At 58.6% G+C, this 25,435-nt stretch carries 21 protein-coding genes; 8 read left to right on the top strand and 13 right to left on the bottom strand.

Features of this window, described 5'->3' with window-relative positions; translation table 11 throughout:
- The first annotated feature begins 50 nt into the window (after positions 1–50).
- The 4 genes from ORG26_RS08385 to ORG26_RS08370 all read left to right on the top strand — a co-directional run bounded on the left by ORG26_RS08385 (position 51) and on the right by ORG26_RS08370 (position 2,855).
- Positions 51–830 (top strand): TIGR00266 family protein, encoded by a 780-nt coding sequence (locus tag ORG26_RS08385; RefSeq protein ID WP_266368400.1) that lies wholly within the window; start codon positions 51–53, stop codon positions 828–830.
- A 178-nt stretch (positions 831–1,008) separates the two neighbouring features.
- A complete protein-coding gene (locus ORG26_RS08380) occupies positions 1,009–1,299 on the top strand; it encodes a hypothetical protein (RefSeq protein ID WP_266368399.1) in 291 nt (96 codons plus the stop codon).
- A 113-nt stretch (positions 1,300–1,412) separates the two neighbouring features.
- A complete protein-coding gene (gene gldD, locus ORG26_RS08375) occupies positions 1,413–2,003 on the top strand; it encodes a gliding motility lipoprotein GldD (RefSeq protein ID WP_266368398.1) in 591 nt (196 codons plus the stop codon).
- 177 nt (positions 2,004–2,180) lie between these two features.
- The gene (locus ORG26_RS08370; RefSeq protein WP_266368397.1) at positions 2,181–2,855 is read left to right on the top strand and encodes a hypothetical protein; all 675 of its coding nucleotides are present in this window, start codon (positions 2,181–2,183) and stop codon (positions 2,853–2,855) included.
- Positions 2,856–2,910: 55 nt separating this feature from the next.
- Here the strand turns inward: ORG26_RS08370 and ORG26_RS08365 are convergent, their stop codons facing one another.
- Together ORG26_RS08365 and ORG26_RS08360 are read right to left on the bottom strand one after the other, a co-directional pair.
- Complete coding sequence (locus ORG26_RS08365) at positions 2,911–3,705, bottom strand: DUF2490 domain-containing protein (RefSeq protein ID WP_266368395.1); 795 nt, start codon at positions 3,703–3,705, stop codon at positions 2,911–2,913.
- Positions 3,706–3,753: 48 nt separating this feature from the next.
- Positions 3,754–4,500, bottom strand: a complete 747-nt coding sequence (locus tag ORG26_RS08360; protein ID WP_266368393.1) for a DUF2490 domain-containing protein — start codon at positions 4,498–4,500, stop codon at positions 3,754–3,756.
- Between the two features lie 219 nt (positions 4,501–4,719).
- Here ORG26_RS08360 and ORG26_RS08355 point away from each other — a divergent pair, with 219 nt between their 5' ends.
- Positions 4,720–5,889 carry a chromate transporter gene (locus ORG26_RS08355; protein WP_266368392.1) on the top strand — a complete coding sequence of 390 codons (1,170 nt, stop codon included), beginning with the start codon at positions 4,720–4,722 and terminating at the stop codon, positions 5,887–5,889.
- Between the two features lie 116 nt (positions 5,890–6,005).
- Here ORG26_RS08355 and ORG26_RS08350 read toward each other — a convergent pair whose 3' ends face one another.
- The gene (locus ORG26_RS08350) at positions 6,006–6,977 is read right to left on the bottom strand and encodes an aldo/keto reductase (protein ID WP_266368390.1); all 972 of its coding nucleotides are present in this window, start codon (positions 6,975–6,977) and stop codon (positions 6,006–6,008) included.
- An 87-nt stretch (positions 6,978–7,064) separates the two neighbouring features.
- Here ORG26_RS08350 and ORG26_RS08345 point away from each other — a divergent pair, with 87 nt between their 5' ends.
- Positions 7,065–7,355 (top strand): putative quinol monooxygenase, encoded by a 291-nt coding sequence (locus tag ORG26_RS08345; protein WP_266368389.1) that lies wholly within the window; start codon positions 7,065–7,067, stop codon positions 7,353–7,355.
- A 177-nt stretch (positions 7,356–7,532) separates the two neighbouring features.
- On the opposite strand, the gene ORG26_RS08340 is transcribed toward ORG26_RS08345, so the two are convergent.
- The 5 genes from ORG26_RS08340 to ORG26_RS08320 form a co-directional block, all read right to left on the bottom strand.
- Entirely contained in the window at positions 7,533–8,051 is a 519-nt protein-coding gene (locus ORG26_RS08340) for an acyl-CoA thioesterase (protein ID WP_266368388.1), read from the bottom strand.
- A 184-nt stretch (positions 8,052–8,235) separates the two neighbouring features.
- Positions 8,236–9,048: a hypothetical protein gene (locus ORG26_RS08335; protein ID WP_266368386.1), complete on the bottom strand. Its 813-nt coding sequence runs from the start codon at positions 9,046–9,048 to the stop codon at positions 8,236–8,238.
- Positions 9,049–9,163: 115 nt separating this feature from the next.
- On the bottom strand, positions 9,164–9,877 hold the full coding sequence (locus ORG26_RS08330) for a head GIN domain-containing protein (RefSeq protein WP_266368385.1): 714 nt from the start codon (positions 9,875–9,877) through the stop codon (positions 9,164–9,166).
- Positions 9,878–9,994: 117 nt separating this feature from the next.
- Positions 9,995–12,508 carry a PspC domain-containing protein gene (locus ORG26_RS08325; RefSeq protein ID WP_266368384.1) on the bottom strand — a complete coding sequence of 838 codons (2,514 nt, stop codon included), beginning with the start codon at positions 12,506–12,508 and terminating at the stop codon, positions 9,995–9,997.
- Positions 12,509–12,543: 35 nt separating this feature from the next.
- On the bottom strand, positions 12,544–12,918 hold the full coding sequence (locus ORG26_RS08320; RefSeq protein ID WP_266368383.1) for a PadR family transcriptional regulator: 375 nt from the start codon (positions 12,916–12,918) through the stop codon (positions 12,544–12,546).
- A 273-nt stretch (positions 12,919–13,191) separates the two neighbouring features.
- Here ORG26_RS08320 and porU2 point away from each other — a divergent pair, with 273 nt between their 5' ends.
- Positions 13,192–16,335: a putative type IX secretion system sortase PorU2 gene (porU2, locus tag ORG26_RS08315; protein WP_266368382.1), complete on the top strand. Its 3,144-nt coding sequence runs from the start codon at positions 13,192–13,194 to the stop codon at positions 16,333–16,335.
- Positions 16,336–16,515: 180 nt separating this feature from the next.
- Positions 16,516–17,910, top strand: coding sequence for a hypothetical protein (locus ORG26_RS08310; protein ID WP_266368380.1), 1,395 nt, complete (start codon positions 16,516–16,518; stop codon positions 17,908–17,910).
- On the opposite strand, the gene ORG26_RS08305 is transcribed toward ORG26_RS08310, so the two are convergent.
- The 5 genes from ORG26_RS08305 to ORG26_RS08285 form a co-directional block, all read right to left on the bottom strand.
- Positions 17,907–18,569 (bottom strand): thiamine diphosphokinase, encoded by a 663-nt coding sequence (locus ORG26_RS08305; RefSeq protein ID WP_266368379.1) that lies wholly within the window; start codon positions 18,567–18,569, stop codon positions 17,907–17,909. The two genes, ORG26_RS08310 and ORG26_RS08305, sit on opposite strands and share 4 nt — an antisense overlap.
- Positions 18,570–18,655: 86 nt before the next feature.
- Complete coding sequence (locus ORG26_RS08300; protein WP_266368377.1) at positions 18,656–19,126, bottom strand: nucleoside deaminase; 471 nt, start codon at positions 19,124–19,126, stop codon at positions 18,656–18,658.
- A gap of 174 nt (positions 19,127–19,300) precedes the next feature.
- The gene (locus tag ORG26_RS08295; RefSeq protein ID WP_266368375.1) at positions 19,301–20,734 is read right to left on the bottom strand and encodes a RagB/SusD family nutrient uptake outer membrane protein; all 1,434 of its coding nucleotides are present in this window, start codon (positions 20,732–20,734) and stop codon (positions 19,301–19,303) included.
- Between the two features lie 128 nt (positions 20,735–20,862).
- Positions 20,863–24,402 (bottom strand): SusC/RagA family TonB-linked outer membrane protein, encoded by a 3,540-nt coding sequence (locus ORG26_RS08290; RefSeq protein ID WP_266368373.1) that lies wholly within the window; start codon positions 24,400–24,402, stop codon positions 20,863–20,865.
- A 33-nt stretch (positions 24,403–24,435) separates the two neighbouring features.
- Positions 24,436–25,434, bottom strand: coding sequence for a FecR family protein (locus ORG26_RS08285; RefSeq protein ID WP_266368371.1), 999 nt, complete (start codon positions 25,432–25,434; stop codon positions 24,436–24,438).
- Position 25,435 lies beyond the last annotated feature (1 nt).

Genomic DNA, 25,435 nt, shown 5'->3' with positions numbered 1-25,435 from the left:
AATTCGTAGCCAGATATTCTTATCCTTCATTATTAATTGTTCATTGTTTTATGCGTTCCCACGAAATTGACTACAAAATCATCGGCGAAGACATCCAGGTCGTCGAGATTGAACTTGACCCGAACGAAACCGTCATTGCTGAGGCCGGCGCCATGCTGTTCATGGAAGACGGCATCCAGTTTGAAACCAAGATGGGCGACGGCTCTGCGACGAGCGGCGGTTTCATGGGGAAGATTTTTCAGGCCGGTTCGCGGCTGCTGACGGGCGAGTCGCTCTTCATGACCCACTTCACCAACCGCGGCTACGGCAAGCGGAAGGTGGCCTTTGCGGCTCCCTACCCCGGAACGGTGATGCCCATCGACCTGAGCAAGGTGTACGGAAATCAGCTCATTGTGCAGAAAGACGCTTTCCTCTGCGCCGCCCTGGGAACGCAGATGAACATTCACTTCAACCAACGGATCGGGGCGGGTCTGTTCGGCGGAGAGGGCTTCATTCTGCAGCGGCTGCAGGGCGACGGTCTGGCGTTCATTCATGCCGGTGGCGTAGTCATCGAGCGGCAACTGAACAACGAAACCCTGCGGGTAGATACGGGCTGCGTGGTCGGGTTTGAACCCAACATCAGCTTCGACATCCAGCGCTCCGGCGGGCTGAAATCGATGATCTTTGGCGGCGAAGGCCTGTTCTTGGCAACCCTGCGCGGCACGGGCAAGGTCTGGATCCAGTCGATGCCGATCTCCAAACTGGTCGACCGGCTATCCATCGGCGGCGGGCAGGCCAACAAAGAAGGCGGCTCCATCCTCGGCGGGCTGGGGAGTATGTTTGAGGATTGAGAAGGGGGGTAAAGTTTATAGTTTAGGGTTTATGGTTTAGAGTTGCTCTGCCTCGCTTTGATGATGAGAAGCAACTATAAACCCTAAACTATAAACTTATTAGCAATGATTTTTTTCCGAACTTTGTTTGATAATCAGCGCAATCAGTAAAATCAGCGTAAATCAGAGTTCAGACAATATGGAAGTAATTTGTGTCAACGACCTTTTCCCGCCCCCGGTGCTGGCGTTTTATGCGGAGTTTGGGGTGAAAACGCCGTCGAAAGACAAGATGTACACGGTCCGGGCGGCCAAGCGCCACACGACCGGCGAAACCGGCCTGCTGCTGAGCGAAATCCAGAATCCGGACGTGCCGGTGAAACACCCGGTGCTCGGGGAGGTCTGGGTCGAGCCGACCTTCAACATCAACCGCTTCCGGACGCTGCTCGGCGAGCCGGTACGGGAAGAAGAACTCGAACTGGTCAATTCCTGACCGAAAGCGGAGCCCGGCTCCGCTTATTTTTTGGTGTAACCAGAGCCGAAAGACGGAGCCTTTTTCGCTCTGATGGATAGAAATAAACGGCGCTGCCCTCCGTTTTACATAGTATGAAGTTATTCCGCTTTCTGTTACCCGTACTGGCCGCGGTGGCGTTGGCTGCCTGCGGGGGGGCCGATACCGAAAATTATACGCCGAAACCCAAAGGCTATAACCGCCTTGATCTGCCGGCGCACACCTACCAGTCTCTGACCGAAACGCATCCGTACACGTTTGAATACTCCCGGCACGCCCGCGTCCTGCCCGATTCGTTCCGCGGAGCCCAGCCGCACTGGATTTTCATTTATTATCCGGAGTTCAAAGCGAACGTTCAGCTGACCTACCACCCGGTGCTGAACAGCCCCAAACGGCTGGAAGGCATGATCGGCGATGCCTACAAACTGGCGGCCAAGCACAACGAGAAAGCGTATGCGTTCAAGGAGCAGATGGTCGAAATGCCGAACGGACTGCGGGCCAACCTCATCGCCATTTCGGGCGAGGTGCCCAGCCAGTTGCAGTTCTACACCACCGACACGACCCGGCATTTTCTGCGCGGGGCTCTGTACTTCAACACGGCCACCCAGAACGACTCGCTGGCCCCCGTCATTGAGTACGTCCGCAAGGATGTGATGCACATGCTCAACACCCTCCGCTGGCGCTAAAAAGGAATAAAAAACGAATGCCATTTCATTCTGAAATGGCATTCGTTTTTTATTCCTTTTTAGCGCCAGCATTGTCTTCGTCCCGGGAATTTTGTATCTTTATTAGCTGTTTTTCAGATACTACAACGCATTTTCTGAACACGCCGCTGCCCTCGCGGAAAGCGGTATGCAAGCACTATGAGACGAGGAAAATTTAACGCTAATCAGTTACAGATAGACTTCCTTTCGGCATACCGGCAACTGCTGGTAAGTCTGGGAACGGCCCAGAATCTGCCGGTCAACGAAGCGGTGTTTGTCAAGCTGACGGACCACTGGGAAAGCACCCGGCAGATGCCGACCGACCTCTTGTTTCAGAAAAGCCCGGTCGAGGCGGTGATCTACCGGCTGTCGAAGCAGGATGCCCGGCTGGCGTTCCCGGCCGAAATGATTGCCGGCGACCTGCGGGGCGTACCGGGGCTGACGGGCTTCGCCGCCCGTTTCCGCGAACAGGGGTGGGTGATTCTGCCCTTCGAACTGGCGGGAGCCTACAAACAGGTTTTTCTGCACATTCTGGTGGCGGCCATCGGTCTGGAGCATTTGTACGCCGATAAGGCCGAACTGCTGGACGAAGCCGAACGGGTAGCCTTGGCGACGCTGATGCCCGAAGCCGAAATCAACAGCTTCTTTGGGGTCCGGCTGTCGCGTTTCCCGGATAGCTTCCGCTTGGACGTGTCCAACTATTTCAATCTGCCGTTTGAGTTTGTGCTCAAGCGGGCGCACCAGCTCGGCGTGATTACGGATGAGGTGCTGGAAAGTGCCAAAGGCAATCCCGTGCGCTCAACCCGCCGCCCGCAATCGAGTCGCGCGGCGTAGGTCGGGCCGCGTAGGCTGGGTCGCGCAGATCGTGCTACTCAGGCCGAGTAATAATTTATTCAGTAAGGTCGGATAAGGTCGCCATGGCGACCTTATTTGTTTTTGGGAGCCGCCGTTGCAGGTCAAGAGTCTGAAAGACCGTGAAACGCAGAATGTGAAAGTCTACGAACGCATTTCCCGCACTTTGCTGCTGAAACAAGTTCAGGTAGCCGGTTTGGAGCGTGAAGCCGCGCCCAACCGGACAGGAAATGCCGATGAAAAACTGATTCTGGTCGAAATAATTGTAGACAATCTCCTTCCCGGCATTGACCAGAATTTCGTTCTGCACCACCAGATTCGGCGTCAGGCGACCGGGTGCGGGCTGGCGCATCGGCCACTGAATGCCCAGCTGGTATCGAAGCCGGTGATTGAAGCGGTAACCCTCCGTTAATTTGTTACCGTCACTGCGGTGGACAAAGCGCTGTTCGGCCCGGAAACGCTGGTTGAGGACCAGCCTAGGAAAAGGCTGACTAAAGCCGATTTCTGCCCAGGTCCGGTGTTCGGGCCGCGCGGGCCCCACGTTGAAGGCATTCCGGTTGACTACATAGGCGTAGTTGGCCGATAGGCGGGCGGCAGCGTTGGGAAAGTAACTAAGGCCAACCCGGTTGATCTGCGTCCCGGCAAAATCCACGAAATGTCCGCTGCGCCGCAGATGCGACTCCAGAATTCCGCCCCAATGGGGTGAAAAGCGAAGCTGAAGCTGGTACATCAGCCACGTCTGCTGCTGGTAGCGAAGGGTCTTGGGAGCGGTCTGGGCCCGCAAAGTCAAAGAGCTTAAACCGATGGTAAAAAGTAGAAAGGCGTTACGCATGTATGGCCAATAAAGGCACAAAGTTGCACAAAGTTTTGTAAAATGCTTTTATTGCCGAAAGTCAAGCGTCTGAAAAAGAAACAAACGGGCCACGTGATTATTGGCAAACCGGTTACCCGCCGGAAGCTGCTGGAACAGGTTCATGTAGCCCGCCTGCAGGGTCAGACTTTTGGAAAAAGGATACGAGAAGCCCACAAAAAAGCGGTTCTGGTCAAAGTAATTGTAGGTAATCTGTTTCCCGGCGTTGAGGTGTAATTCATTCTGAAAGACAAAATTCGGGACGCCCGGCTGCATCTGGGGCTTTGTCAGCGGGATTTGCAGAAAAAACATGTACCGAAAGCGGTGATTGAACGTGTACCCGTCCTGCAACTGGCCGTTGCTGGTTCTGCGGTTGTAACGCTGCTCGGCCCGAATCCACTGATTCAGATAAAAACGACCCAGCCGACCGCTCCACGCCAGTTGCTGCCAGGGTCGGTGTTCGGGGCGAACGTCGCCATCCGAGGTGGCCGGGTAGTGCCGGACGTAGGCATAACCGGCCGTCAGCCGGACCTGATCGCTTAAAAAATAGGTTACGCCGGGGCGAAAAATCTGCGTATTCCAGCGGTTGGCAAAGTCGTCGCCGATGGTCCGGGCGTGCAGGTCGAGCCACAGACCCCAGCGATCGCTGAGACGCGTCTGGTTGAAAAACGCCAGCCACAACTGCCGCTGAGGAGTGATTTCCTTCACTACATTCTGCGCAAAAACCGGGAAGGAAATCAGGAGAAAAAGGACAGGAACAAAGTACTTCTTGTACATTTCAAGATGTTATATGATAAAAGAGAGAAAATTTGGTCTTTCTGAAAAAATAAGCGGCATTCATTTGGATAGGCCGGAAAGTTAAAACTTTTTTTGCATAAAAATCTATAAAATCAATAGGTTATAAATACTTATAGTCTGTCTACTCTATCGCAAGTACGGACTAATAGCCTGTTCTTTCCTGAAACCAATGTTCCCGAACGAAGACCACGAACTGCTATGGAAACGTTAGACGAGGGTTTGGTAGCGCAGCGCCCGAAAACCGTTTACAGCCTCCGTCAACTGACGGCTTACTTTCTGAAACTGGGTGCCATCGGCTTTGGCGGCCCGCCCGCGCTGGTCAGCGCCATGCACCGGGACCTGGTGGTCAGCCGCCAATGGATTGAGGAAAACGATTACCGCGAAGGGCTGGCGCTGGCGCAGCTGGCACCCGGACCACTGGCCGCGCAACTGGCCATTTACATCGGCTACGTCCATTACCGAATCGTCGGGGCTACGCTGGTGGGGCTGGCGTTTGTGCTGCCGTCGTTTCTGATGGTGCTGGCGATTGGCTGGGCGTATGTGCAGTTTGGCGGCCTGCCGTGGATGCAGGCGCTGTTCTACGGCGTGGGTGCGGCCGTGATCGGCATCATCGCCAACGGAACGTACAAGCTCACCACCAAAACCGTGGGAAACGATGGTCTGAGCATAAGCCTGTTTGTTCTTTCCGCCCTCGCCACGGCCATCACCGAGTCGGAACTTCTGTGGCTGGTGCTGCTTTCCGGCCTTGTTTACTGGCTGGTCAAGGCGCCACCGCTGTGGCTGCGGTCGGGGAATGTCGTGGCTCCCTTTCTGTTGCAGGCCGTGACGCTGCCGCAGGATTCGATTCTGTGGAAACTGGCTCTTTTCTTTTTCAAGGCCGGGGCGTTTGTCTTTGGCAGCGGTCTCGCCATTGTGCCTTTTCTGTACGGAGGCGTCGTGAAAGAATACGGCTGGCTGAACGAGCAGCAGTTTCTGGACGCTGTGGCGGTGGCCATGATCACGCCCGGCCCGGTGGTCATTACCGTGGCTTTCATCGGCTATCTGGTGGCGGGTTTGCCCGGAGCGTGCGTAGCGGCGCTGGCCACGTTTCTGCCCTGTTACCTGCTGACCATCCTGCCTGCACCTTATTTCAAAACGTACGGTCGGCGGCCGGGAATCAAGGCGATGGTGGACGGGATCACGATTGCCGCCGTCGGGGCCATTGCCGGGGCGGTGGTCGTGCTGGGCAAACGCCAGCTGACGGACCTGCCGTCAGTGCTGCTGGCCGTCGGAACGCTGCTGATTCTGTTACGGGTCAGGAAGGTATCCGAATGGCAACTCATCGCCGCCGCCGCACTCATCGGCCTGGTACTGAAGTTTTGGCTTTAACCCAAAGAGAAATTAAAAGTTAGAATTTAAAAAGAGTTAAGAGTTAAAAGAAGGCTCCCCCGGTCTGGAATCCGGACTGGGGGAGCCTTCTTTTAACTCTTAACTTCTTAACTCCCCTACTGGCTCCATTCCGTCGGGGTACGGTCCCAGCGGTGTTTTTTCAGTTCAGTGAGCAGTTCTGTCGGCAGGCCGCTGCCGTCGCTGGTCGCCATGTTGGCTTCCACGTTGCGAATCTGGCGCATGCCGGGGATGGTCGTTGCCACGTCCGGATTGCTCAGAATGAAGCGGAGGGCCATTTCGGGCATTGTCATGCCGTCGCGCAGCAGCGGTCGCAGGGCGTCGGCATGGTCGACGCTGGCGTTCAGGTTCTCGGGCACGAAATACGTAGAGCGCCAGTCGCTGGCCGGAAAGGTGGTTTCTTTCGTGAACGTGCCCGTCAGCGTCCCTTCGTCGAACGGCACCCGGGCGATGACGCCGATGTTCAGCTCGCGGCAGAGCGGAAAGAGGCTGTCTTCCGGGTTCTGGTCGAAGATGTTGTAAATCACCTGCACGGCGTCGATCAGGCCGGTCCGGAGCGTTTGGAGGCAATTGTCCGGCTCCCAGCGGTTGACGGACACACCCCAGGCCCGGACTTTCCCGTCCTGCGTCAGCTTCTGGATGGCTTCTTTCCACTCGTCCCGATCGGCCCATTCGTCTTCCCAGACGTGAAACTGCTGGAGGTCGATGGTTTCGATGCCCAGGTTTTTGAGGCTCCTCTCGGTGTATTCCACGATGTAATCCGCGGGGAACACGTCGTCGATGCTGAAGCCGCGGCGGGAGGGCCAGATGCGGTTTTTGGGCGGAATCTTGGTGGCGGCGTACAGGCGTTTGCCCGCATGGCGCTGGATGAGCCCGTTGAGGATCTGCTCGCTCAGACCGTCGCCGTACGCCCAGGCGGTGTCGAAAAAGTTGCAACCCAGTTCGACGGAGCGTTCGAGGGCGTGTTCGACCTGTTCACGTTCGGAGCCGGTCCAGCCCGCCAGTCCCCACATGCCGTACCCGATTTCGCTGACCTGCCAGCCGGTGCGGCCGAATTGACGATAATTCATTTTCAGTTAAAAATTAAAAGTGAAGAGTTAAAAGTAAGCGATAGGGCAGCTACTTTTAACTCTTCACTTTTAATTTTTAACTGAAAAATGTTGATTCGTATTGTCCGAATGACGTTTGAGGAAGGCAGCGTGGACGCCTTTCTAACCATCTTCGAGGCGTCAAAGCATAAAATCCGCAGCTTCCCCGGCTGTCAGCATCTCGAACTCCTCCGCGACCTCGACCAGCCCAACGTCTACCTGACCTACAGCTACTGGGAAAGCGCCGAAGCCCTCGAAGCCTACCGCCACTCGGAACTGTTCCGCACGACCTGGGCCGCGACAAAGGTGTTGTTCGGCGGTAAGCCGGTAGCGTATTCGGTGGAGAGGGTGGAGTTTTAATGATTGAATTTTGAATGATTGAAGGATTGAATGATTGAATGATTGATTGATTGATTGATTGATTGATTGATTGATTGACTGGCTTCGCTATCGTTCGTAAAGCAGCGGAGCCAGTCATTCAGTCAATCAATCATTCAGCCATTCAAAATTCAACCATTCAATCATTCAAAATTCCACCTATTCTATCTCCAGGAGTTTCCGCAGTTCTGTCGCTTCCTGAGGTTTCAGGCGGTTGGCGAGGACGAGGCGGAGCTGGCGGCGGCGGAGGGCGCTTTCGTAGAGGGCTTTTTCATCCTCTGTTTCGGCAATAACCGGCGGAACTTCGATGGGTCGGCCGCTCTGGTCCACGGCGACGAAGGTGTAAAACGCCCGGTTGGTGCTGACGCGGTGGCCCGCCGGGATGTCTTCGGCCCAAACCTCGATGAACACTTCCATCGACGAGTTGAAGGCGCGCGTAACTCTGGCCTGCATGGTCACGATATTGCCCAGTTTGATCGGTTCGGCAAAAGATACGTTATCGACGGAGGCCGTCACCACGATGCGGTTGGAGTGCTTCTGCGCGGCGATGGCGGCGGCAATGTCCATCCAGTGCAGCAGACGGCCTCCCATCAGGTTGTTGAGCGTGTTGGTATCGTTCGGCAGAACCATCTCGGTCATCGTGGTCAGCGACTCGCGGGCGTATTTGGGTTGTGGCATAAATCAGTCTGTAAAGTCGTAAGTCTGTAAGTCGTAAGCGGTCCGCCGCTGCGGTCGTAAGTCGTACGACTTGGCGAAACCGCGAATTTCGACATTTACCCGTAAACGAAAAAACCGGCGACCGCCACCGCAAACCGCTTATTACCTTATGACCCCGGCGGCGGACCGCTTACGACTGTCAGACTTATTTTAAACACCGCAGACTCCGGCGGTACTGGCGATTGGTCAGGGTCAGGTAACGTTTAAGCTTCAGCTGGGCGAGGATGTAGCTGTCGCTGCTGTTCGGATTGCCGCGCGGAAAACCGGGCTGGTTGGGCGATAGCCCCAGTTCAGGCCGACGGTCGGAGAGGGCACGGGCGAGGCTGGAGGGCAGGAGATCCGGGTCAGGATAAACCGTGCTGACATCGTCCAGATAATCACTCAGTGAGTAGGTATAACTCAGGTCAGCCTGCAGCGCGTATTTCGGCGAGAATCGGTACGTGAGCACCAGTCCGAAGGGAACAACGCCGGCTACCTGCGTGTACGAAACCCCTTCCGTACGCAGGGGTGGCAGCAAAACCCACCCGTTCTGCGAAGGGGCTTTTGGGCTAAGATGCGTCAGGCCAATTCCGGTATAAAGTCCCGCGTTGAAGCCCGCAGGTCGGTTGGCGGGCAGGGCGCTGAGTTCCACGCCTAGCCAGGCATCGGGGTTTGTCGAGCGGAAAGAAAGGTTATTCGTAAAATTAGGCGTCCCGACCTGGCTGCCGAAGAGCTGATAAATCCGGAATTCGCCCCGGGCCGCCACGTGGGGCAGAATCTGGTAATTCACCCCCAGCGACACCGCCGGACGGCTGTACCGTGCCGTATTTTCGTTCAGGTCCCCCGAATAGTTAGCCACGCCCAGCCCGGCATGCACCGACAGGTTCTGGTTCTGAAACCGGCTGCGCTGGGCCCAGCCTTCTGGTATGAGAACCAGACAGAGGCCGATTTCAAAGGTTATCTGAACGAAAAATTTCATAGCAGGACAAGTCAGCAGGCAAAGAGTGTACAAGGTACTACAATCCTGTCGCCTGATAAAACAAAACCCTTCCCCTCCTGGAAGGGTTTTGAGAAGTGGCTTGTTTATGAAGGGATTAGTTCACCGTCCGCACGGAGCTGGCTCCCGACGTATTCGACTGCACGGAAGGCGAACCTTTGTAGCGGATGCTGCTGGCGCCGCTGGCGTCGGCCTGGAGGCGGCTCGTGACAAACAACTGGGCGTTGCTGGCTCCGGAGGCTTCTACCGCAGCGCTTTCGAGCTTCAGATCGTACGCTTTCAGGCTGGTAGCGCCCGAAACGTCGCCCTTCAGCGTCCGGGCTTTGCCGGCGAGCGTGACGCTGGAAGCGCCCGAAACGTCGATATGCACGTCCGTGGCGTCTACGTCGATGGTCGACGACGAAGCTCCCGAAATGTCGATATCAAACACTTTCTGGTTGCGGAAGCCCGCTACGGTCGATTTGGACGCCCCGCCGAAGCTGACCCCGCTCAGGCTCGGCATCGTAATCGTGAACGTGACCCGTTCGCGGCGGTTGTTTCGCCAGTCGCTGCTTTTGTAGCGAATGCGCAGTGTTTTGTTGCCGACCACGGCGGCCTCCAGATCGTCGAGGTCTTTCTGACGGCCGGTGGCGCTGATTTTGTAGCTGCTTCCCTGCGAAACGTTGATGACGAAGGCGCTGCCCATGTCCAGCCGGTCAAAATTCGAGAAGTTGAACGTGCGGGTGCCGTCCTGGGCAGAAACGGTCAGCGTCGCGGTCAGAAACACGAGACACAGGACAGCAAGGTGACGAAAAGGGATACGATGACGCATAATAGGGTTGATTAATGGATTAGGATATAGACCGGAAAGATAGCAAAACGTTGCATGGTCCGGCAAAGAAACGGGGACCCTTTTTCTGGAAGAGTCCCCGTTTTTACTTACGTAAACTTACTGCGGCATCGGCTGGCTGGCTTCCTGTCCGTGAACCTGGCTGGCCCCGCTGGTGCGGCTGTTTAGGTCGCGTACCTGACCGAAATCGGCGCTGCTGGCCCCGGACGCTTCGACGTCGGCCTTACCGACCTGCGCTTCCGTGGCGTCGAGTTCACTGGCTCCCGACAGGTCGGCGTCCAGATTTTCCATCCGTCCGCGCAGAAACGCCTTGGAGGCACCGTTCACTTCCAGCTTCAGCGTCCGTACTTTCATGTCTACCTGCGCCTTGCTGGCCCCGCTCAGGCCCAGATCCAGGGTTTCCACGTTTTCGAAGCCGGCCACACTCACCTGCGTAGCTCCCGAAAACTCGGCCTCCCGGATGGTCGGCATGGTGATCGTCAGGCCGATGCGTTTGCGGTCTTTCAACCGGAAGAGGCTGTTGTCGCGAAACTCTACCGACAGCTCGCCGCCGTTAGCTTCGATGCGCAGGTCGTCGAGGTCTTCCTCGCGGCCATCGGCCACAACTTTGATGGTGTCGCCCCGGCGAACCCGGACCACAAAAGCTCCACCGATATTCATTTTATCAAAATTACCGACGTTGAACTGGCGGCTGAATTCGCCCCGCTGGTCAAAATCGCTTCCAAATTCATCCCGCAGGGCCTGGCTGACGGCATCGTCGGTATCGAAGTCATCGTCGTTTTCGTAGCGGTCGAGGTCACGCGCCCCGCCTACATTGACGAGCCCGTCGGCTTTGGTAAATTTCCAGAGGCTGGTTTTCATGCGTTCGATTTCGCGCTGGCCGAATTCGTTGCGGATAAAGCGGGCAAATTCCTCATCCATCCGGAACGGCTTTTCGTAGGGAATCAGCACCGTAACGTCCACATCCTGTCCCCGGAATTTTGAGCCGGGCTTCAGTTCATATTCCGAATCAAAACGCACCGTCGAATCCTGCACCGAGAAGTTGTAAATCGCCAGGCTGGCGTACTGCTGCGCCTGCTGCCGCGAAGGACCCTGCGAACGCAGCCGCTTGACAACCTGCATCACCGTTCCGTCGTAGCCTTCCAGTTCGATCGAAGGCCGGAACGACGTTCCGCCATCCATATCGTTCAGTATAAAAGTGGGGACGGTCGCAATGGCCAGCGGGCTTTTCTGTTCGACAACACCCGTCCGGCGGAAGTCGGCCACCAGCGGCGGAATGGCGATAGCCAGACCCAGCACGCTCAGGAACCAGAGGGCGAGCATGCCCAGGCCGATGTTCCGGGAGAAGAAAGCCCGCCGCGACACCAGCGTAGCGCCCAGGACGCCCAGGGCCAGTCCCGGAATAAACATCGCGACGAAAGCGGCCAGGAGCATCGGACCCGAAATGTCCTGCTGAAGAAGTTCAATCGGGAAATCACCCGTTTCAATGCCTACGTTCTGCATGCCCAGCGCAACCCCCAGCAGGGCCAGGGCCGCAATGGCGATGGAGCCGCCCGTGACGATCAGCAGCAGGCCGATAAAGACCCGCACCACCGCGCCAAAGCCGCGCAGCAGAGGCCCCAGCACCCGCCCCAGTCCGTTGACGACCGCCGCGATCAGGCGAAAGGGAAACAGCAGGACTTTGGTCAGCGTGCTTTCCTGCCCCGACGTTTCGTTGATATTCAGGCTCCGCTTCACGTTGTGCTCGATGTTGGTCAGCGTGATGGGTTGCCCCTTCATCTCCATTTTTTCCGTCATGCTTTTGGCCTCCGGCGAAATGATCCACAGAATCAGGTAGGCCAGCAGACCCGTTCCGAACAGAAAGATGGTCAGGACGAACAGCAGCCGGATGACGCCCGGGTCGATGCCGAAGTACGCGCCCAGGCCGGAAGCTACCCCGCCCAGCACTTTGTCGTCGGGGTTCCGGTAAAATTTCTTCACGCTCTTGTCGTCGTCCAGCGTAACCGAGCCGGGAAACGACACCCACATGGCGATGTACAGGATCAGCGTAAGGCCGGAGATGCCCGCTCCCACTTCCTGCCCGATCGGCGGCAGGGCGAAAAACAGGGTCAGGAAAATCAGCCGGACCCAGACCGGATCGATGTTGAAGTAGTTGGCAATGCCCGAAGCTACGCCACCGAGCAGTTTGCGGCGCAGGTCGCGGTACAGCTTCCGCGGGGCGCTGTAGGTCTGGTTCGGCGGGGGCGGAGGCGTACCGGCCGGATTGCTGCCGGAGCGGGCGCCCTCGGAGCCGTACGCCTGTTTGGCGCTGTTGGCCCCGGCACCCACCAGGATTTCCTCTTCCTCGACGGCCACAAAGTCGGCCACGGTGCCCATCGAACGGATGAGTTCGTTCACGTCGTCGAGCGTAACGGCCCCTTTCTGGTCGGTTTTGAGTTTATTGTGCAGCTTTTCAGCGATGCGGTTTTCGATGTCGGTAATGATTTCCTGACTGTCTTCGTAGGTGGAGAAGTACTGCTGAATCGACGTCAGGTAATTTTTCAGCTTGTCATAGCCGTCCTCCTCGATATGGAAGATGACGCCGCTGATATTGATGCTGATGGTCTTTTTCATGGCTTTATGCAGAAATGTCTTGACGAGAGTTTAGGTTATTCGTTCGGTTCCGGATGTCCGTTGGCGACCGTTTTGTGCGGAGTCACCTTCCCGATAATCTGACTAACCGAATCCGAAAGGTCAAGCCAGGTGTCGTTCATCGCTTTCAGAAACTCCTGGCCTGATCCGGTCAGGATGTAGTACTTGCGCGGTGGCCCGGAGGTCGATTCCACCCATTTGTAGTCGAGCAGTCCGGCATTTTTGAGCCGGGTCAGCAGCGGGTAAAGCGTTCCTTCCACAACCATGATGCGGGCCGACGTCAGTTCGTCCAGCATGTCGGAGGCGTAAACTTCCCCCCGCGAGATAATGTGCAGTATACAGAATTCCAAGATTCCCTTCCGCATCTGCACCTGGGCGTTTTCAATATTCATTGGCGTAAACGGCTAAATTCTACTTTGAAATGACTGACTTTCGAGGGACCGGCAGGGGGCGCTTCTGAGCAGAACCCGCCTGTGCTTTGTGTCACCCTTTTTCAATCCTTACAATACAAAGGTATATAAAAGGTACTATGCAATGCAAGGTACTTTGGAAGTATTTTCGCTCGGAACGGATGAATGGATATTTATTTTCTCAAAAGGCAATTAGTCAGGACGAGCGGGAGGCGTTTTTTTCCTACCTTCCAAACCGGAATTGCTTGGCTAAGCATGATACGTTTTTTTGCCGTTCTGATTTCATTTCTGTCGGTGAACTGGACCCTGGCGCAGTCTGCCCGCTACGGCAATGAATGGATTCAGTTTGACCAGTCGTATTACCGGATTCCGGTCGCGGAAAAGGGCCTGTACCGGCTCACAACGGAGGATTTGCGCCGCGCCGGCCTACCAATCGCCTCCCTCGACCCGGCCACGCTGCAACTTTTTCACCGCGGCGTGGAGCAGCCAGTCATCGTAACGGGCGAAGCGGACGGGCGGCTCGACGCCGCGGATTTCCTGCAGTTCAGCGGCGAAGGCAATGACGGGGCGCTGGATTCGCTGCTCTACCGCCCGGCCGGAACGCAGCCGCACCCGTTTTACAGCATGTTTTCCGATACGGCCGCTTATTTTCTCACCTGGAGCAGAACGGGAACGAAAGGTAAACGCCTGATAAATCGTCCGGAGCCGCCGTCCGGTCCGGATTCGCTCGCAACCCGACGCCTTTTGCTGACCCAGGAGTACAGCTTCCGGGATTTTGCTCCGCCCACCAACCGCCACGAGGTTTATTTTGAACCGGGCGAAGGTTGGACGGGGCCGATTCAGCAGAAAGGCATTCCGTTTGTGCAGCGCCTCCGGCTCGACGGCTGGGTGGCGTCGGATCCCAGAAAACCGGAACTGGCCCTGCTGCTCAACGGCCGGGACAACTCGGCTCACGAAGTGGCGATCTACGCCGGGAAGGCTCGCCGCCTGCTGGGCCTCGTGCGGTTTTCGGGTTTCCGGACGCCGACCTTTCGGGCCGTGCTCGAACCGGACGATCTGGACGCCGACAGTACGCTAACCGTTTCAACGGTTTCGCAGGGGCCGGACGCCACCGACCGGTACTCGGTCAGCTACCTCCAGGTCCGCTACCCGCACGGGGCCGAAGCGGCTCCCCCGGCCGAACCCCGGACGCCCCGCCTCGAACGGGTCCATTTTCGCCGGCTGGCGGCGGCCCGGCCCAACTACCTCATCGTTTCGCACGAAAGCCTGATGCAACCCGTCGGGGTGGTGCCCGATGCGGTGCGGGCGTACGCGGCCTACCGGGCATCGGTCGCGGGCGGCCGGTACGATACGCTGGTGGTGACCTTTCGCGAACTGATGAACCAGTTCAGCTACGGGGAACGCAGTCCGCTGGCCCTTCGCCGCTTTGCCGATTACATGCTAAGCGCCGATTCGGCGACCCGCCGCGAGCGGTTTCTGCTGCTCATCGGGCGGAGCAACGCCTATTTTCCGGTGCGCCGAAATCCCGCGCAGGACCGCCTCGACGCCCTGCCGACGCTCGCTTACATGCCCGGTTCCGACGTTTCGCTGACGGCCGGGCTGGCCGGTTTCCCGGATTACGTCCACGCGATACCCACGGGCCGCCTCAACACGCTGAATCCGCAGGAGGTTTTGCATTACCTCGCCAAAGTGCAGGAGTATGAACAAACGCCCGCCACGGCGGCGTGGCGGAAACAACTGCTGCACCTGAGCGGCGGGCGCAATGCGTTTGAGCAGGAAATCTTTCGCCGCATCACGGACGCCGCCGCCGCGACCGCCGCCGGGGCGTTTCTGGGGGCGTCGGTCACTACCCGGTCGAAGCAGACGAACGCGCCGGTCGAAAAGGTGGAAGCGGCGGACGTGGTCAACCGGGGTGTGGGTCTGCTGACGGTGTTCGGCCATTCGTCGCCGGTCATCACCGACACGGACCTGGGCTACGTTTCGCAGCCGGCCAACGGCTACCGAAACCGGGGCCGCTATCCGCTGCTGTTTTTCAACGGCTGCGGAATCGGCAACATATTTTTCGGGGCAACCAACAACCTGAGCACGGACTGGCTGCTGGCCCCGGACAAAGGCGCGATTGCCGTCCTCGCCCACGGCTACACGGGCTTTGTGGGCCAGCTCGACAATTTCACCCGCGTTTTTTACGAAACCCTGCTGGGCGACAGCCTCTGGATGCCCCGGCCCATCGGCCTTGTCCACCAGGAAACAGCCCGGCGGATGGTGCAGCGCTTTCCGAACGAACTGGACCTGGCGAATGTGTCCCAGATGATTTTTCAGGGCGATCCGGCGCTGCGCCTTTTTCCGCTCGCGCGGCCTGATTTTGTACTCCCGCCCGAAGGTCTTTTTTTCGGAAAAGCGGATAACGCCCCGGATTCGGTTCGCCTGCACCTGCTGGTCGCCAACGCCGGACGGTTCCACCCCTCCGACAAACCCGCGATGGAGCTTCGGCAGGAGACAACGCCGGGAAACTGGCAAGCCGTGCTGAAACGGCCCGGCCGGGCGGTGGCTTTCCGCGACACGCTGTCTCTGGCTTTCCGGCCGGAGCCGATTGGCGGGCGAACCGCCTACGAAATCGTCATCGACCCGGAAAACCGAATTTCCGAACTGGACGAAACGAATAATCGGCTTTGGTTTGAGACCGTTTTCGAAAACGGGAAGCTGAGCCTGACACTGCCCGATTCCGGCCAGCGCTTTCCGCCCGACCGCCTCAATCCGCTGCTGGAAGTGACGATTGACGGGGCACGCCTCCCCGATGGGGCGCTGGTCTCGCCCGAACCGCTGATTCAGCTTGTGCTCTGGGACAACGACCGCTACCGCATCCGGGCCGATACGGTCGGGCTGGATATTCTGCTCAAACGCCCCTGTCCGGGCTGCGAATTTGAACGGGTCCGGCTCGGCGGACCACAGGTGAACTGGCAACCTGCCGGACCCGACAACCGCTTTCGGCTCGACTATCGCCCCGGTCCGCTCACCGACGGGCTGTACACGCTCCGGGTTTCGGCGGCGGATGTAGCCGGAAACCCGGCGGGCACGCAGCCGTACCAGATTCGGTTTCGCGTCCGGACCGCAGACAGTCTTTCCACCGTGCGGGCGGTTCCCAATCCGTTCCGGTTCCGGACCCGGTTCAGCTTTGCCCTGACGGGCCCCAAAACGCCCGAATCGGCCACGTTGTTTTTGTATTCGGCTGATGGTCAACTGGTCCGGCAGATCAGGCAGTCGCTGCGGATTGGCGACAACGGCATCGACTGGGATGGGTCCGACGCGGGCGGGGCGTTGCTGCCAGCCGGTCGTTACTGGTTCCGGCTGGTGCTGGACGACGGCCGCCAAAAGGGCGGGAGCGTCTTCTTCCATCGGTGAGACGGCCGCAGATTTCTGACCGGAATTCAACAAAGAGAAACACTTTGGTAAGCTTTTTGCCAAATAATTTCATATGATTTGCGATTAATGACATAGGCGCGAATCAATGATTTTTTGTTTTAGAATCGCAAAAGTTTACAGCACCGGACCACGCATGTGCTGACACCGTAACGTATTGGTATGAATAATAAACTGGTCAGCCTGGCGCTCTGGTGCCCGGTTGTACTTTATTTTGGCTATCTCCTCTTCTTTGCCGTAAACGTCCCGCAGCTTGACGATTTTGGGGCCATTTTCGTGTCGGTCATGGACTTGAAGCGGTCGGCCTCGTTCCGGGAGTTCTGGTATGTGTTGCTCAATTACCACAACGAACACCGGATTGCCTACACCCGGCTGGTGGCCTGGCTGGTGAGTCTGCTTTCCGGCGGGGTCATCGATTTCCGCATGCTGATCGCCCTCGGAAGCCTGTCGCTGCTGGGAATCTGGTGGGTGTTCTACCGGGCTTTCTGCTGGATGCAGCGGCCGCTCTGGTATTTTGTGCCCGTATCTTTCCTGCTTTTTCAGCTTCAGTATTTCGAGAATACCTTTTTCGCTATGGCGTCGCTGCAAAACTTCGGCGTCTGGTGCTGGTCCGGGCTTTCGCTCTGCCTGCTGATTGTACCGGCCGAAACGCGGCAACTGCGTGCCCGGTTCTGGGCTGCTCTGGGGCTGGCGGTGCTGGCCACCTACACCAGCGGCAACGGACTGCTGGCGCTCGTGGTGGGCGGCGGGGTGCTGCTCTACCTCCGTCGGTATCGCGAACTGCTGCTCTGGATTCCGGTCGCGTGTTTTATCCTCTGGGCTTATCTGGCCGGAAACAAGCCTCTCCAGCAGGGAGCGGTCAGCGTGGCGTGGTCCGACCGGATTATGGCGGTTCCGGGCTTTCTGGGGGCTTTTGTCGGAAAATCCAGCGCGGGCCTGGCGGGTGTGGCCGTTGTTGGAACGGCCTTGTGGCTGTCGGTGGTAACATTGGGCGGCTTGCCCTTGCTGCGGACCTATCGGGAGGGACGGCCGGTAACGGACCAGACCCGCGCCCGGCTGTTACTGACGGCCCTGTTTGCCGTCATTTTCCTGACCGCTCTGGCGATTGCCCTCAACCGGCCCCCGGATGATATCGTCTCCACGAGCCGTTACAAAATCAGCAGTATTCTGGCCGTTATTGTCGCCTATCTGCTGCTGATTCAGTCGTTCAGGTCGGCGTGGCGGCCTGCGGTGGGGCGGCTTTTCCTGCTGGCCGGGGTGGGGTTCTGTAGCTTTACGTACTGGAAAAATACGCCGTTTGTCGCCGATCTGCGCTCGGTGCTGTTGCAGGATGCCGCCGAATTTGCGCAGAACCGGGCGGTGTCGAGCTGGAAGAAAGTGGCCCATTTTGCGCCCTATAAGCAGTGGCGGATGGCCGTCGGCAACGGATTGTATCTGCTGCCCTCCGGTTTGTTTGAAAGCGAAACGGACCGCGAACCCAGACGCCAGGCGATGCTGATGGATACCACCCGGCGGGCCTTTCCGGAAACCGTCTTCCGGCCCTCCGCAACGCCTTAATCCCAGCACTCCATCAGCAGCAGGTCGCCGCTCCGGTACCGGATGCGCACGAAGCCATCCTCGGCGGCGGCATTGCTGGAACTGGTGCGGTAGCCCAGCGTCAGGGATTCGTCGTGCAGGTTGTACGCCAGTCCCTCGGTCTGCACTCCTTCGACCGTTCCGACGGGGAAGAGAGAAATCGGCGTGTTTTTGGCAAACCACTTTTCAAACGGCCCCGTCAGCGGCGTGATTTTGGAATAATCATCCAGCATCACCATCCGAATCTGGTCTTTGTACCGGACAATATCGGTCATATTCGCCAGCGTGTGGTCGGCCCGGCGGCCGGTGGCCCAGACGATGTTGACGGCCGGAAAACCCCGCTCAATCAGGAATTCAAGGCCCTTGTGAAGGTCGGTTTTGTTCTGGTCGGGCGTGTGGACAATCTCAATCGGGTACTGCCGCGCCCGAACGGCCTCGAAATCATGGGCGTCGTCGAAATCGCCGAGCCAGGCATCGACCTTGATACCCAGATCCAGCACCCGCCAGATGGCATTATCGAGCACCACCACAAACGGACTCCACTCCAGCAACTGACCGAGCAGCTCGGGGTCGCAGCTTTCGCCGTTGGCAATCAATAAAGCGGGTTCCTGTTTCTCGCGGACGATGTGATGGGAAGACATTTCGGGAGTTAAAAGTGATGAGTTAAGAATTTTGAGTTAGCGGTGACGGCCTGGGACTCGGTCAACTCTTCACTCATAACTCATAATTAATAAAGCGTTTTATCCCCTTTCTCCATCCAGGCTTCAAAGACCGTCCAGGCTTCGTCGCGGTGGGACTGGTGCATGGGGATGGAGCGCTGTTCGCGGGGTTTTTCGATTTGCTGGTAAATAAAATGGTCGTCGAAGCCCGCTTGGGCCGCGTCGGAATGGAGGCAGGCGTAGACGATGCGGGCGGGGCGGGCCCAGTAAATGGCTCCCAGGCACATGGGGCAGGGTTCGCAGGAGGTGTAGAGCGTACAGCCTTCGAGCTGGAAAGTGCCCAGATGCTGGCAGGCGTCGCGGATGGCCACCACTTCGGCATGGGCGGTGGGGTCGTTGGTGGCCAGAACCTGGTTGCAGCCCTGACCGATAATCTGACCATCCTTGACAATGACGGCCCCAAACGGACCGCCCTGCCCGGCTTCCATGCCTTCGCGGGCCAGCCGGATGGCTTCGCGGATATAGTGTTCGTCGTTCATCGGTGTCGGTGTATGTGGGCGCAAGATAAAACAGAATCCAACACACCGAACCGGGGTATAAACGTGTTTCTCGCAGATTACCGCTGATTTTAAGCGCAGATTAACCCGGACAATTACGTCCCTGCGTTAATCCGCGTCTAAAATCAGCGGTAATCTGCGAGAAACAAACAACGGTCAATACCCTGGATTCTGCTGAATCTTGGTCTTGTTGATGTCAATCTGACTTTGCGGAACCGGGAAAATCAGGTTGTTGGCCGTCAGGGCTGTTTTGATGCCGATGGCCTGCGCCTTGGCCTGAAGCACGGGCAGCGCCCGGCCCGTCCGGAGCAGGTCGAACCAGCGGTGCCCTTCAAAAGCCAGTTCTACCCGACGTTCCTGTTCGAGGGCGGTCCGCATCTCGGCCTGCGCCGAAATGGTTTTGTTCGGCAGTCCGGCCCGGCGGCGCACCTGGTTCAGAAAAGGCAGGGCCGCGGCGGTCTGTCCGCTTTCGTTCAGCGCTTCGGCGTACATCAGCAGCACGTCGGCATAGCGCAGCACCGGCCAATTGTCTTCCGAATCGCCGTTGGTGATGGGCTGGTCGGCATATTTCCGGACGAAATTGTAGTCGATGCGCCGCCCGGCGGAGTTGACGTAGCTGGTCGCCAGCGAAACGTCCCGGCGCAGATCGCCCGGTTCGTAGGCCTGGATCAGGTCGGCTGTGGGCTGGTTGTTGCCGCCCCCGCCAAACTGAATGACGGCATTGCCCGAGTTCTCGGGCGCGTAGGCGTTAGCGAACCCGCTGCCCTCGCCGATGCTGCCTTTTTTGTACTGCACATCAAAAATCGACTCCCGGTGGTTTTTGCCGGAGGCCCGGAACACGTCCGCGTAGTTGGGCAGCAGTTCATACGTACCGGCGTCGATCACCTCTTTCAGCTTGGCGGCGGCTTCCGGGAACTTCCGCTGCGTCAGCAAAACCTTGCCCAGCAGAGCCTTGGCGGCTCCCCGCGTCGCCCGGCCGACATCCGCTCCCGTATACCGCTCGGGCAGGGCGGCTTCGGCCTCGGTCAGGTCCTTGACGATCTGATTGTACACTTCGGCAACCGGGCTGCGGCCGTAAGCATAGCCTTCCTGCGGATCAATAATTTCCTTAACGACCAGCGGCACGTCGCCGAAGACCCGCACGAGGTTGAAGTACATCAGCGCCCGCAGGAACTTGGCTTCGCCGACCACCCGCTTTTTGAGGTTTTCGTCCATCGTCACACCTGCCGACCGGTCGATGACGGCGTTGGTCCGGTAGATACCCCGGTATCCGTCGCTCCAGCGGGCCGCCAGAAACGGGTTGGTGGTCCGGAGGTAAAACTTGTCGAACTCGTCCTGGTCGGTCACCGAACCCGACAGCACGGGCGTCGTGTCGTCCGAGGGAATTTCGGAAATGACGTAGAACTGCCCGTACTGCCCGTTGAATTGCAGGGCTCCGTAAGCTCCGTTCAGGGCGTTGAGCAGGTCGCCGCCGGTTTTGTAAAAAGTGGCCGTACTCGCCTGCGAAACCGGCGACAGGTCGAGGAAGCCATCCTGGCAGGCCGTCAGCGCAAGGCTTAAAGCGGCCGTAATGAGGTATGTTCGTTTCATGAAAATGCGTTTTTGAGAAGTTTCAAGTTCAGGGCTTAGCGTCTATGGTTTGGTGCGGCGCGTTTGCTTCTCCGTTTTCGCACAAAGGTTTTGAACCCTAAACCTTAAGCTCTAAACTTTAAGCTCATTTAAAATCCGAGGTTAATGCCTATCGTGTACGTCCGGGCGAGCGGGTAGCTGCCGTAATCGACCCCGCCGGTCAGCGGTCCTTCGTAGCCGCTCACTTCCGGGTTGTAGCTCAGGTATTTTGAAAGAGTAAAGGCGTTCTGTACCCCGCCGTAAATCCGGACATTCTGCACTTTGATCCGCTGGAGGACGGCCTTCGGCAGGTTATAACCAATGGTGATGTTCCGGACGCGGAAATAGCTGCCGTCTTCCACCCAGCGCGACGACACGGCGTTGTTGTTGCCCGTCGTGCGGGTGTTGGCCCGGGGCGTTTTGCCGTCGCCGGGCTGCTCGGGGGAGCGCCAGCGGTCGAGCACCGTCGTCAGGGCGTTGGCGTTGCCTTCGAGGTTTTCGTAAAAACGCCGCGACAGGTTCAGGATTTGACCACCCTGCACGCCCTGAATGACGATGCCGACGTCAATTCCCCTGAACGAGAAGCTGTTGGTGATGCCGTAGATGAAATCCGGCTGGTTGTTGCCGATCAGCGTGCGGTCGTTGGCGTCGATCTTGCCGTCACCGTTCACATCCTCGTATTTCACGTCGCCGGGCTGGGCGTCGGCGAAGCGAGGGTAGCTGTCGAGGTCGGCCCGGTCGCGGAACACGCCGAGCTGGCGGTAGCCGAAGAAGCTGCCGAGCGGTTCGCCGATCATCGTGATGTTGGTTTCGCCCACGCCCGTACCGCTGCGGATGGGGTCGCCCGTGGGCCCGAGGGCCAGCACTTTGTTCCGGTTGAACGACAGGTTCAGGTCGGTCGTCCAGCTAAAGGCCCCGGTCAGGTTGCGGGTGTTCAGCGCAAATTCGAAGCCCTGGTTTTCGACCTTCCCGATGTTCTGCACGGCGGAGGAGAAGCCCGTCAGCGTCGGTACCTGTACGGCCAGCAGCAGGTCGGTGGTCAGGCGGCGGTAGTAATCGGCGGTGAAATAAATCCGGTTGTTGAACAGACCCAGATCGAAACCGGCGTCGAGCTGGCGACTTTTCTCCCAGGTCAGGTTGTCGTTGCCGATGGTATTGACGGCCAGACCGTTCGCCAGCGCGTTGCCAAACACGTAGTTGTCAGCACTGAGCAGGCCGATGGCCGGGTAGTTGGTCGAGAAGGCATTGTTCCCCGCCAATCCGTAGCTGGCCCGCAGCTTTAATTCCGAAATAACCGGAACGGCTTTCAGGAACGCTTCTTCGGACACGCGCCAGCCCAGCGAGGCCGAGGGGAACGTACCCCAGCGGTTGTTGCGCCCGAAGCGGCTCGACCCATCGCGGCGGATGGACGCGTTGAACAGATACCGGTCGCGGAAGGTGTAGCCCACCCGCCCGAAATACGACGCCAGCGACCACTGGTCCCGGAACGAGTTGCCGCCCGTAATGGTCCCCGCGTTCAAGGTCCGGACGTTGTCGTTGGGGAAGTTGTTGGCGTTGATGCGGTTGCGTTCAAAATCGTTCTTCTGACTTTCCAGACCAGCCAGCGCCTCAATCCGGTGCGGACCCACCTCCCGGTTATAGGTCAGAATGTGATTGGTGACCCAGTTGATGTTCTGGAAGGTTTCCGAGAAAGCCGAGGCGGCGGTCGGCGGCAGCAACTGGTTCAGCGGCAGGGCCGACGTCTGGTAGTTGTTGAGCCGCGAGTGCTGAATATCGCCGCCGATGGTCCCCCGATAACGGATGCTGAGCGGAAGCTGCAGTTCGACGTAGGCGTTGCCGAGCAGGCGCGTGATGCGGGCCAGGTTGTCGGCTTCGTAAATGTTGGCGACGGGGTTGGTGATGCCCGGCCAGTTGTACGGCGCGGCATAATACGCCTGCGAATTGTACACCGTCGTGCCCGGCTGATAGATCGGAATGAACGGCGGCAGGCTTAGGGCGGCGTTGATGATGCCGTTGCTCGCCCAGTGGCCGTCCGTGTTGACGCGCTGCTCCACCGTCAGCGACGGACTGAAACTGACGCCCATTTTCAGGAACGGCAGCATCTGCGCGTCCACGTTGGTCCGCAGCGTGTACCGGTCGATGCCCGACCGCTTGACGACCCCGTCCTGATTGAGGTAGTTGCCCGACACCAGAAACTGCACCTTATCCGTCCCGCCCGAGGCCGTCAGCTGGTAGTTGCTGATGGGCGCGTTCTGGAAAATCAGGTCCTGGTAATTGTAGGACTCCAGACTGGCCGGATCGTCGAAATTGACCCCCGTAAACTCCCCGCGCGGATACCGGTAGCGCTGCCCCGCCGGACGGAGATCGTTGGGGTCCGTGATTTTGGCACCGGGAACCCGTTCCAGATAGGCATTATTGAACGCTTCTTTGGAAAATTCGGCAAACTGGGCAGCATTGAGCATGTCCATTTGCTTGGTCACCTGCTGAACGCCGGTATAATAATCCAGATTCAGGCGGGTTTGTCCGGCCTTGCCTCGCTTGGTGGTGATGACCACGACCCCGTTGGCCCCGCGGGAGCCGTAGATAGCCGTGGCGTTGGCGTCTTTGAGGACGTCGATTTTCTCAATATCGTTCGGGTTGAGCAGGTTCAGGCCGCCGCCGTTGGTGAGCGCCCCGGCATCGAGCGGCTGGCCATCAACCACCACCAGCGGACCGTTGCCCGCACTGATGGAGCCCAGACCCCGAATCTTGATCGACGGACTGTTGCCCGGCGCGCCCGTATTCTGCTGAATCAGCACGCCCGGCAGGCGTCCCGACAGGCCTTCCACGATGTTCGGTACGGGCTGGTCGCGGATGTCGCGGGTATTGATGGAGGAAATGGCGGCCGTCACATCCCGGCGCTGCTGGGTGCCGTAGCCGACCACCACCACTTCCGAAAGCGAGCGGTCGTCTACTTTCAGCTGCACATCCAGCACCTGCTGCGTGGTGATCGGAATCTCCTGCGTGGCGTAGCCGATGAACGAAAAGACCAGCGTGGTGCCGCCTTCCGGAACCGAAAGCCGGTAATTGCCCTCGCCGTCGGTCGTGGTGCCGCGGCTAGTGCCTTTCACGGCGACGTTGACACCGGGCAGCGGCTGGCCGTTTTCTCCATCGGTGACCCGGCCGCGCAGGCTGATGTCCTGACTGACGGCCTGCTGGCGAAAGCTGAGCGCCGCCAGCGTCTGAACGGGTCGGCTTTGTTCGGGAAGGTCCGAAAACGAGCCGGTTTCCCGGATGTTGGCGGGGTCGAGGGCGGTCGTGGAGCGGTCTTTCCGGCTCGAAATGACGTACGCCCCGTCTTTGATGCGCCGGTAGCGCAGCCCCAGCGGACTCAGCAGATTGGTCAGATTGCGTTCCAGGCCAACGTTCAGATTGACCACGCCCACCGGAACGCTGAACGATTCGACGAGCCGGTCGCTGTACACCAGATCGACCCGGTAATGGGATTTCAGTTCGCTGAGCACATCGCCCAGTTTCCGGACCGTGGGAGTCGCCGAAACCGTCCGGGGAGCCTGACGGGCGAGGGCCAGCGTCTGACTAAATCCCGAGTGGGTGACGACCAGCAGCGGCAGCAGCAGCCAGCAGCCCTTGGGTGGAGTAGAGAATTTCATAGGTCATCGTGAGGATTGAGGATCAATAAAAAATTAAAGGACTGAGGTTTCAGAAACAAGGACGGTTCGCCCCCGGCGGCTGAATTTCAGGTCCAGCGCTTCGCCCAGAATCGTGAGCAGTTCGTCGGCGTTGCTGGCCGTAAACGAACCCGAGATGGTTTGCCGGGCGAGCGTCTGGTCCGAAAAAACGAGCCGGAGACCGTAATTTTCCCGGAAAAGATTGGTCAGCTCCTGAAGCGACGTCTGTTCGAAAACGAATCGGTGTTCCTTCCAGGCGGAAAGCAGTTCCGGTCGGGCCACCCGGCGGAGTTCGAGCCGGCCGCGGTGGTCGAGCGTAACCAGATCGCCGGGCTTCATCAGCACCTGCCGCGCCCGGTTGCCGCTGTTTTCGTTGATCTGCACTTTGCCTTTGTTGAGCACCACCCGGGCGCCGCGTCGGCGGGCAAAAACGGAAAATTCCGTGCCCAGCACCACCACTTCAAACCGGTTGTCGGTCCGGACGCGGAAGGGCTGGTTGTCGGGCTGGTGGCGTACGGAAAAGACGGCCTCGCCGGACAGATGCACATCCCGGCTGCCCGAACCAAAACCGAAGCGCGGAATCCGCAGCAAGGAGTTGGCGTTGAGCGTCACCCGGCTGCCGTCCGGAAGCTCGTGGCTCTGGGTCTGCCCGAAGGTGGTTGCGTACGTCCGGTAGCGGATCTGGTCGCGGTACAGCCAGCCGGTCGTCAGCAGAAGCGCTACGGAAGCGGCCACGCCCGTCAGCCAGCCCCGGCGCAGCGTCCGGACGCGGACGGGCGGCTCGTCGGCCAGGCCGGTCGCGGTCTGCCGGTGCCGGAGGTAGTCGTGGTAGCGTCCGATAGCCGCCGGAACATCGACGGCGTACTGCGGCTGGCTTTTCTCCCATTCATCGAGCCACTGGTAAAAAAGCTCTTCGTGGACAGGTTCCCGGACCCATTCGTCGATCTGCCGTTTCTGCAAAGCTGAGGCGTTTCCGGCGAAATAGCTGAAAAGAAGTTCTTTCGTTATCGTCATG

The organism is Tellurirhabdus rosea (assembly GCF_026278345.1).
In the GTDB taxonomy this organism is placed as follows: Bacteria; Bacteroidota; Bacteroidia; order Cytophagales; family Spirosomataceae; genus Tellurirhabdus; species Tellurirhabdus rosea.
The sequence above is the reverse complement of the archived record's forward strand: the minus strand, read 5'-3'. Positions and strand labels throughout refer to the sequence as shown.